Origin of the sequence: Oceanobacillus caeni (genome assembly GCF_042678465.1) — a bacterium.
In the GTDB taxonomy this organism is placed as follows: Bacteria; Bacillota; Bacilli; order Bacillales; family Amphibacillaceae; genus Oceanobacillus; species Oceanobacillus caeni.
In genome coordinates, this window is sequence record NZ_JBHTKV010000032.1 from 20,304 (window position 1) to 29,868 (window position 9,565).

The following is a 9,565-nucleotide window of genomic DNA, read 5'->3' on the forward strand; positions in this document are numbered from 1 at the left end:
AGGGTCGGCAAGGATCATTTTATAAGTTAATATAAAGTTCTTTAAGTAGTTGAGTGCTGATATTTCGAGCACGCGTCCCGATTTCCGAGCATGAGTACTGATATCCTGGTGCTTTACTGGCACTTCTGTTTACTCGCTCACCTCAACAGAGAAAATGAATCGTCTAAAGTGATATAAATACAACTCATATTTACTTGTATAGTTAATAAGAATGTGGATAATTTTAAGAACGTACAGTAAAAGAAGCCTCAGGATTTTATTCAACGGGCCTGGTCTTAATATTTCCAAGGTATTTTTATTGACAAATATACCATATGTGGGTATAGTATAAGTATAAAAGAAAAGGAAGTGATTCATTTGGAAAAATTCTTACATGATCATCCAAGTAAACCAAGATCACAAGATGAAAAACAAAAAGTTATTAATCGTTTAAAACGAATAGAAGGTCAAGTTCGTGGAATACAGAAAATGGTGGAAGATGATCGCTATTGTATGGATATTTTAGTACAAATAAGTGCCATTCAATCCGCCTTAAAAAATGTAGGTTTCGCTGTCACTGAACGACATATCAACCATTGTGTCAGTGATGCGATCAAACAAGGGGAAGGTAAAGAAGCCATTGATGAATTGATGGGAGTATTAAAACAGTTTTCTAAGTAAGGGGGGATCTATGATGAGTGAAACAAATCATGCAACACTTGGGGTAACAGGAATGACTTGTGCTGCATGTTCCAACCGGATTGAAAAAACTTTAAATAAAATGGACGGTGTGGATGCCCAGGTTAATTTAACGACAGAAAAGGCAACTGTAGAATATGATCCTGATAAAACATCTATAGAAGATATTACGAAGAAAATTGAAAATGTCGGCTATGGTGTTTTAATGGAAAATGCTGAATTAGATGTGTTTGGAATGACCTGTGCAGCTTGTTCGAACCGAATTGAAAAGGTATTGAATAAGCAAGAAGGAGTAAAGCACGCAACGGTTAACTTAACAACAGAAACTGCATCGATTGAATATAATCCAGGGCTCACAGATGTCAAAGCATTGATTGAAAAAATCAAAAATGTGGGTTATGATGCGAAGCCTAAAGCGGAAGCAGCTGAAAAGCAAACGCATAAAGAAAAGGAACTAAAGCATCAGAAAACGAAATTAATCATTTCAGCCGTATTAGCTGCACCGCTATTAGTAACCATGTTGGTTCATTTATTTAATATGACCATACCAGATATATTCATGAATCCGTGGTTCCAATTTGCTTTAGCAACACCTGTTCAATTTATCATCGGTTGGCAATTTTATGTTGGTGCCTATAAGAACCTTCGTAATGGTGGAGCCAACATGGATGTGCTTGTTGCACTAGGTACGAGTGCTGCTTATTTTTATAGTTTATATGAAGCATTCAAGACCATTGGCAACCCTGAATATATGCCGCATTTATACTTTGAAACGAGTGCTGTATTAATTACGTTAATTTTATTTGGTAAATATTTGGAAGCAAGAGCAAAAAGCCAGACAACGAATGCACTATCTTCTTTACTTAATTTACAAGCAAAAGAGGCACGCGTTATAAGAAATGGCGAGGAAATCATGATTCCAGTGGATGAAGTGGTCGTTGGTGATCGACTAGTTGTAAAACCAGGAGAAAAGATACCTGTAGACGGTATAGTTGTAAAGGGAAGAACATCTGTGGATGAGTCAATGATTACAGGGGAGTCCATTCCGATTGAAAAAGAAGTAGACGCTGGCTTAATCGGTTCAACGATAAACAAAAATGGTTCGATTGAAATGGAAGCTACAAAAGTTGGGAAAGATACTGCCCTGGCATCCATTGTTAAAGTTGTGGAAGAAGCTCAAGGATCTAAAGCACCGATTCAACGATTGGCTGATGTCATTTCAGGCTATTTCGTACCAATCGTTGTAGGGATTGCCATTCTTACATTTATCGTATGGATAGCCTTTGTCCAACCTGGTCAATTTGAATCTGCCTTAGTTGCAGCAATTGCTGTACTTGTTATTGCCTGTCCATGTGCGTTAGGTTTAGCAACACCAACTTCCATCATGGTAGGGACAGGAAGGGCTGCGGAGAGTGGCATCTTGTTTAAAGGTGGAGAACATTTAGAAAGAACACATCAGTTAAATGCCATTGTTATGGACAAAACAGGAACAATTACAAAAGGGAAACTCGAAGTAACGGACTTTACTGGTGATGAAGAAGCATTACAATTGTTAGCAAGTGCAGAAAAAGGGTCAGAACATCCACTTGCTGAAGCTATTGTGGCATATGCAACTGAGAAGAATATGGACTTTGTAGAAGTGGATGAATTTGATGCGATACCTGGCCATGGTATTGAAGCTAAGATTTCTGGAAAACAAGTTCTCGTTGGAAATCGAAAACTAATGAATGATTACCAAATTGATATGAAAGGTAATGAAGAGGAATTAGTTGAATTTGAAACGAATGGTAAAACAGCAATGTTGATAGCCATTGATGGGAAATATCGTGGTATTGTTGCGGTTGCTGATACCATTAAAGAAACAGCACCACAAGCAATTAGAGAGTTAAAGGAACAAGGTTTAGAAGTTATCATGTTAACAGGGGATAACGAAAGAACAGCTCAAGCAATTGCAAAACAAGTAGGAATCGATCAAGTGATTGCCGGGGTGTTACCTGAAGAAAAAGCAGATAAGGTCAAAGAAATTCAAGATAAGGGTAAAAAGGTAGCAATGGTTGGTGACGGTGTGAACGATGCACCTGCACTAGTGACTGCAGATATCGGAATTGCCATTGGAACTGGTACAGAAGTGGCTATAGAAGCTGCTGACTTGACGATTCTTGGTGGAGAATTGTTACTCATACCGAAAGCTATTAGAATCAGTCATGCAACCATTCGAAATATCCGTCAAAACCTTTTCTGGGCTTTCGGATACAATACAGCAGGAATCCCGGTTGCAGCAATTGGACTACTTGCCCCATGGATTGCTGGTGCAGCCATGGCATTAAGTTCCGTAAGTGTTGTTTCTAACTCCCTTCGCTTAAAACGTGTGAAATTATAAGGCGGAACTCCCTTTTAAAGGAGGTGAAAAGTAATGGAAAAAACATTAAATGTGCAAGGTATGACATGTGGTCATTGCAAAATGTCTGTTGAAGGTGCATTAAAAAAATTAGATGGCGTATCAGCAGCTGAAGTTAATTTAGAAGCTGGCAAAGTAGATGTTACTTTTGACGAATCAAAAGTAAATGTGGATGCCATGAAAGAAGCTATTGAAGAACAAGGCTATGATGTTGAAGCCTAAATATAAGAATCAACAGCTGGTTTTCTGTTTGGAAAATCAGCTGTTTTTTTAAAAGTTATAAATTAGGCCCCTCAAAATAGAAAATACAAAAGTTTTATTAAGTTAAATACTAACTTTCTTCTTCTTTTTCATTATCAGGAAATAAAATTACCGGAGAATAAGGTGCTTTCGGGTCATCTTTAAAATTAATAAAATAATTATTGTGTAAAGACAAAACATAGGTGTGTAACTCTCTAAATCATTGATAAAAGACAAACAACTATAAACGAAAAGGTTTTGTGGTTGTGAAAACAGTTTTTTGTAGTTATGTTATCCCTTAATCCTTGCTGCAATGAAAAATTTTTATTCATCATTTATTCCCATCTAGTTTTATTGTCTGGTAACAAAGAAAAGGATAGATTTAAGCAGAAAAAACTCCTGTTCATCTATCCTTTTTTGCACAACATATATCCTCATCTACTAAATCATCAGTTAGCCCAACAACAGCTAAATTAGAAACGGCAGTTTAACGATACAGTATATCCCTTAGGGTTTCTCCATCGTAATAACGGTCAATTTTTAATCCATCTTCGGTATCTAAAATAGTCATTTCACCTTTTATTTTTACTTTATCTGCCTCATTTCCTTCTGAATCAGTAAATACCAAAGTAAATGAATGATTATAATCGTACGATTCACTTTCTGATTGGTCTTGTTCATTTTTTTCAAACTTAATGTTTTCTAAAGAAATAGTATTATCTTTTTTGCTTGCTACCTCTTGTGGTATTAAAAAAAACCTTTTGTCTGCTAGGTCTTTAAATTCCTTTTCTGTGAAATAAGTTGAGAATTTATTTTGATGATCAATTAGTTGTTCCTCGTTCATTTCCTCCAAATCAACATTTGAATCTTCAACATTATAGAATTCCTTCAAAAACTCCTCTCCAATCTCTACCGATGTGTCTTCTTTGCTTTCACAAGCACTAATCAAAAATAAAATAGAGATGGAACAACACAGTAAAACAAACAATTTTCGCATAAAAACATCCTTTCCCTGGAAAACATAGCTGGATTTTGTTCCTAATCGTAATTTGTTTATTTAATTAACTCAAGTTTCGAAGTTTATGCGTGTTTTCTAACTCCGAAACTTGAGTTATTAAGTTAAATACTAACTATCTTCTTCTTTCTCATTATCAGGAAATAAAATTACTGGAGAATAAGGTGCTTTCGGGTCATCTTTAAGATTAATAAAATAATTATTGTGATTTATCTCTCCAAATTGTTCTGTATAGGGCATTTCTAACGAGTTAAAGGTATCCTCACTTTCTACAACACCAACGTATAGTTGAAACCCTTCATCATCAGAAGGGAAAAAGTCTCCCACAGATTTACCATTCGATAAAGCTATATCTATTAACTTACGGAGCTCTAATAGCGCCTCTCTGTTCCCTACTATAAAAGATTCTTGATGATGGCTATGCTGAGCGTATACATGTAAGTACTTTTGGTAGTCCCAAGACATTGATTATACTCCCCTTTGCTAAATTTTCTGTATTTAGAAATTCCTCACTCTGAAATACATATAAGTTCTTTTGTTACTCCGTTGATTCAATCAAACTATACCCCGATTTTATGGATAATGCTATAGTTATTTTAAGAAGAGGTATGCGGAAGTAATTGGCAAGGAAAGTGCCCATTCACGTGGTCGTCTAAGAAAATTATATAGAATTTCATTATAGAAGCTGTTACAAAACTAGTTTCTATTTCTTCCTCCCACAATATTCTAATAATTCCATATTGACTTAAAATAGAGCTTTATCTATAATTAAGGACATTACCGAAAATGCATCTAATTTGCAATGAAACCGATTCCAATAGGTTGGGGACACTATCATATAGTCTTATAGTTATAAGAATTTCACTTGTAGTGAAATTCTTATTCTCACTACGGTCAAACATATGGGACGGTGAGGCCTATTATTGGAATCATGGGGTTAATTTTCATCAGCAAATGATGATAGGGGGGGAAAGGAAAAGTGGAAGAAAAGCAGCCTAAACTTTGGAAAGATTGGCGTTTGCATCTTATTGTGCTTATATTGGTTTTATTAGCGGAGGGGATTGGGACTCACGAGATCTCATTGGGACCAGGAGTTATTTTGCTATTACCCATGCTCTATGCCGTGGTTTTTGGTCTAGTGCTCTATTTCACACCTGTTGTAAAAGAAAGAATGTCGATAAATGCCGATTCTATTGTATTTTTGTCGGCAAGTTTATTGGTTGCGAAATTTAGTTTCGCGATTGGCCCGGGGATTGAGGAAATTATTAAGGCCGGACCAGCTTTATTACTACAGGAACTTGGCAACTTTGGCACGATATTTCTAGCTCTTCCAGTAGCGATTGCAATCGGAATGAAAAGAGAGAGCATTGGAATGACCCATTCTTTAGGGAGAGAAGGAAATTTAGCATTGATCACAGATAAATATGGTTTCAATTCCCCGGAAGGACGGGGTGTAATGGCCATGTATATCTATGGAACCTTATTTGGAGCTATGTTCCTGGGCTTAATTTCCGGGTTGTTAGTCTCTCTTACACCGATTCATCCGTTGGCATTTGCAATGGCGTCAGGGGTCGGAAGCGCGAGCATGATGGCTGCTGCCAGTGGTCCGCTGGTTACTATGTTTCCTGATATGAAGGAAAGTATCGTGGCTTTTGCTGCAGCGAGCAACGTTATTTCTGCTTCAACAGGATTATTTGTAAGTATTTTTTTCGCACTTCCATTGACAGAAAAACTTTATGAGATACTTTCGAAATTTAAAGGTGACAAGGCAAAACAGGATGCCGAACCAAAGGCTAAAATAGGGGGATGACACATGTTAAAAAGTATTCAGGAATGGACTTTTGTTTTGACGATTATTGGTATCATTGCAATATTGGGCAATTGGGTTGGCTATCATGTCATGCCGCTAACGGCAGCTCCCGGAATGATTATTATCATTCTCGTTTGTGTAGCTGGATTGGTCATCCAAAAAGTTTTGCCGTTAAATTTACCTGCCATTGTTTATATCTCTGTGATTGGGATGGTTCTTTCTTTGCCGGTAACACCTGGATCAGGGTATTTAATTAAATGGACGGAGGAAGTAAACTTACTTGCCTTAACAACACCAATCCTGGCTTATGCGGGGATTGCTGTCGGGCGTTCATGGGCCGATTTTGCAAAATTGGGTTGGCGGAGTATTGTTGTTGGAACATGTGTTTTATTGGGTACATTTCTTGGTTCCGCGATTATAGCCGAGATTGTATTGCGTATACAAGGAGTTATTTAACATAGAAGGTATTTAGACCGAGAGAAATAATGTTGTTAATATACTTAAAGATAGGGGATATATGATCATGAGTGTAACAGAAAAAATATCAACTTTAGTAGATAGTAAAGATGAAAAATTTAAGGAATTGGCCAATAAAGTGTGGGAGTTTGCTGAGACGCGATTTGAAGAATTTCGTTCAGCAGATTTATTGAGTAATGCGTTGGAAGATGAAGGGTTTACATTGGAGCGGGATGTTGCAGGACTTGAAACTGGCTTTGTAGCTAGTTTCGGTGGAGGAAAACCGGTTGTTGGAATACTGGGAGAATATGATGCACTCTCAGGTCTCAGCCAAAAATCAGGAAGCAAGTCATATGATCCGATTATACCACAAGGGAATGGACATGGATGTGGGCATAATTTACTTGGTGTGGGCTCATTGGCTGCAGCGATTGCGGTTAAAGATTATATGGAAACCAATAGCCTTCCAGGAACCGTTAAATATTTCGGATGCCCTGCAGAAGAAAGTGGATATGGAAAGACATTTATGGCCAGAGAGGGTGTATTTGATTCGCTTGATGTTGCTTTTTCCTGGCATCCTTATACGATGAATGCCGTTCCGCATACGAGTTCAAACGCCGTCATTCATGCAACCTTTACGTTTTATGGTCGCAGTGCCCATGCAGCACAGGAGCCGCATCTTGGAAGAAGTGCCTTGGATGCTGTTGAATTAATGAACATTGGTGTTAATTATATGCGTGAACATATGATTGATGATGCTCGCGTTCATTATGCTATTACGAATCCTGGAGGGTTAGCACCGAATGTTGTACAAAAGGAAGCAGAGGTTACCTATTTAATTAGAGCCCCTAAACCGGAACAGGTACAAAATCTGTATAAACGTGTAGAAAATATTGCGCGTGGAGCTGCCTTAATGACTGAAACAGAAATGGAGCATCAAATTGAAGGATCTTGTCATAATTTGATTCCAAACAGTACATTGGAGCGGGTTATGCATCAACAAATGGATGAATTGGGATTCCCAGAATTGAATGATCAAGATATTGAATTTGCCAAGGCAATGTATCAGACTTTTACCGATGAAGGTAGGGAAAGTGCAAAGTCACTATTTGATAAGGAATACGCTTCCCAATTGGATGAAAGACCAATTGCTGATGTGATTCTTCCTTACTCGGAGAAATTATCATTCATGAACGGGTCAACCGATGTTGGGAATGTTAGCTGGAAGGTTCCAACAGCTCAGTGCTACACATCTACATGGGCATTAGCTACTCCTTTCCATACATGGCAAGTGGTAGCGCAAGGAAAGCAGAACTATGCTCACCAAGGAATGCTACTTGCCGGAAAAACAATGGCTTGTACAGCAATTCGTGTTTTAGAGGATGAAGATTTATTATCTCAAGCCAGGGAGGAATTTAAAAACCGTCTTGATGGGGATCAGTATGAAAGTTTAATTCCACAAGATCTTATGCCTCCAAGACGTAATGTTTCTGAAGCTGTGGGAGTGGAGTAAAGATCACTAGCTTAATAGACTTGGTTGAACCCCTTATAGTTCTAATGCAAATGAAAAACTGCCCTAATAAATCTTGTTAGGGCAGCTTTTTATTAAAGATTTTTAACCTTATTTTTTCAAACTAAGGTTTCTTCATAAGAAGACGTTTCATGACTCTTTTTTCTTCCATGCAAGAAATAATATAATACAGTAGCAGCCACAACCAAAATGGCCATTGTTTCATATAAGTTTCTATAGCCGGTGAGAGGAATTAAAAATCCAAGTAAAAACGGTCCAAAGCCGGCACCGAAATCTGCAAACATAAAGAATGTTGATGTTGCCAAGCCAATACGACTCTTAGGTGATGCCTTAACAGCTATAGCTTGAGCGCTGGTAATAAATGTTCCATAACCAATCCCAATACAAGCACCAGATAATAAAAGTATAATCCCTTGATGGGCATGACCTAATATGATTAAACCGAGGGCAAAAACAATAAGGACGGGATACATAACAGCATTATCCCCTTTCATGTCAAAAAGTTTGCCCATATAAGGTCTTGTTACTAAAGTGGCAATAGCATAAACAACAAAGAAAAAACCGGCAGCGTTGACCAAGTTAATTTCTTGTGCATATACGGTCAGAAATGAAAGAACACTTGAATAACTGATGCCAATTAAAATACTTACAATGGAAATTGGAATTGCTTTCGCTTCAAAGAAATCGCTCAGTTTAAAGCCCTTCTCTTTTTCTAATGGATCTTTATGGAATTCCACATTAGGCACCTTTAAGAAAAGTGAAACTAGAAAACTTATTCCTATAAGTGCGGTACATGCAACGAAGTTCATCCTGAAACCTAAATGTTGATTGATTAAGATTCCAAAAAAAGGACCAACTGCAGATGCAAGTGTTGTACTTAATCCGTAGTAACCAGTACCTTCACCCCTACGTGTATCTGGAATAATGTGTTGTACAATCGTACCGGTGGCAGTAGAGGCTACTCCAAAAGCAGCACCATGCAAAAAACGCACAAGAAAGAGAATAGGTAAGTTTGTAATACTAAAATATAAAAGTATGGTTATAACAGAAAAAATAAAGCCGATAAAAAGAATTTTCTTTTGGCCAACTTGGTCGATGTATTTCCCTGAAAAAAGCCGACCAAAAAGCATCCCTATGACAAAGATTCCTGCTGCCAAACCACCCATGCTTTCTGAAGCATGAAACTGATCTATCGTAAATATCGCAATGGTGGAAATTAATAGGTAATGAATAAAGTAAAGGAAAAAATTGGTGAAAGATACAATTAAAAAATCTTTTGTCCATAAATTAGGTTTATCCAATTTAAACGAACCTTTCTATTTTGGTATGTGCTATCTTGTTATTCCAAAAAGACATCACGACTATGTGTAAAATAGTTCTCGGGGATTTGAAACAAAATTCTAGAAAAAAAAGAAAAGGCGCTCTATCATAAATGTA

The 9,565-nt window shown here is 37.3% G+C and carries 9 protein-coding genes; 6 read left to right on the plus strand and 3 right to left on the minus strand.

The genetic code is table 11. The annotated features are described in order from the left end of the window. Positions 1 to 357 precede the first annotated feature (357 nt). From ACFQ18_RS15975 to copZ, 3 genes are read left to right on the plus strand one after another with little or no spacing between them, the layout of a single operon-like run. Positions 358 to 660: a metal-sensing transcriptional repressor gene (locus ACFQ18_RS15975; protein ID WP_047184410.1), complete on the plus strand. Its 303-nt coding sequence runs from the start codon at positions 358 to 360 to the stop codon at positions 658 to 660. Between the two features lie 13 nt (positions 661 to 673). Further along, positions 674 to 3,058, plus strand: coding sequence for a heavy metal translocating P-type ATPase (locus ACFQ18_RS15980; protein ID WP_204798657.1), 2,385 nt, complete (start codon positions 674 to 676; stop codon positions 3,056 to 3,058). Positions 3,059 to 3,091: 33 nt separating this feature from the next. Further along, complete coding sequence (copZ, locus tag ACFQ18_RS15985; protein ID WP_047184408.1) at positions 3,092 to 3,298, plus strand: copper chaperone CopZ; 207 nt, start codon at positions 3,092 to 3,094, stop codon at positions 3,296 to 3,298. Between the two features lie 505 nt (positions 3,299 to 3,803). On the opposite strand, the gene ACFQ18_RS15990 is transcribed toward copZ, so the two are convergent. Next, entirely contained in the window at positions 3,804 to 4,313 is a 510-nt protein-coding gene (locus ACFQ18_RS15990; protein WP_204798658.1) for a hypothetical protein, read from the minus strand. A 129-nt stretch (positions 4,314 to 4,442) separates the two neighbouring features. Next, positions 4,443 to 4,796, minus strand: coding sequence for a hypothetical protein (locus ACFQ18_RS15995; protein WP_204798659.1), 354 nt, complete (start codon positions 4,794 to 4,796; stop codon positions 4,443 to 4,445). Positions 4,797 to 5,310: 514 nt separating this feature from the next. Here ACFQ18_RS15995 and ACFQ18_RS16000 point away from each other — a divergent pair. The 3 genes from ACFQ18_RS16000 (at position 5,311) to ACFQ18_RS16010 (ending at position 8,110) form a co-directional block, all read left to right on the plus strand. After that, positions 5,311 to 6,141, plus strand: coding sequence for a DUF3100 domain-containing protein (locus tag ACFQ18_RS16000; RefSeq protein ID WP_204798660.1), 831 nt, complete (start codon positions 5,311 to 5,313; stop codon positions 6,139 to 6,141). Positions 6,142 to 6,144: 3 nt separating this feature from the next. Next, positions 6,145 to 6,597 (plus strand): hypothetical protein, encoded by a 453-nt coding sequence (locus ACFQ18_RS16005; protein ID WP_047184405.1) that lies wholly within the window; start codon positions 6,145 to 6,147, stop codon positions 6,595 to 6,597. A gap of 67 nt (positions 6,598 to 6,664) precedes the next feature. Beyond that, positions 6,665 to 8,110 carry a M20 family metallopeptidase gene (locus ACFQ18_RS16010; RefSeq protein ID WP_204798661.1) on the plus strand — a complete coding sequence of 482 codons (1,446 nt, stop codon included), beginning with the start codon at positions 6,665 to 6,667 and terminating at the stop codon, positions 8,108 to 8,110. Between the two features lie 116 nt (positions 8,111 to 8,226). On the opposite strand, the gene ACFQ18_RS16015 is transcribed toward ACFQ18_RS16010, so the two are convergent. Further along, complete coding sequence (locus tag ACFQ18_RS16015; protein ID WP_047184403.1) at positions 8,227 to 9,429, minus strand: MFS transporter; 1,203 nt, start codon at positions 9,427 to 9,429, stop codon at positions 8,227 to 8,229. Positions 9,430 to 9,565: the final 136 nt, after the last annotated feature.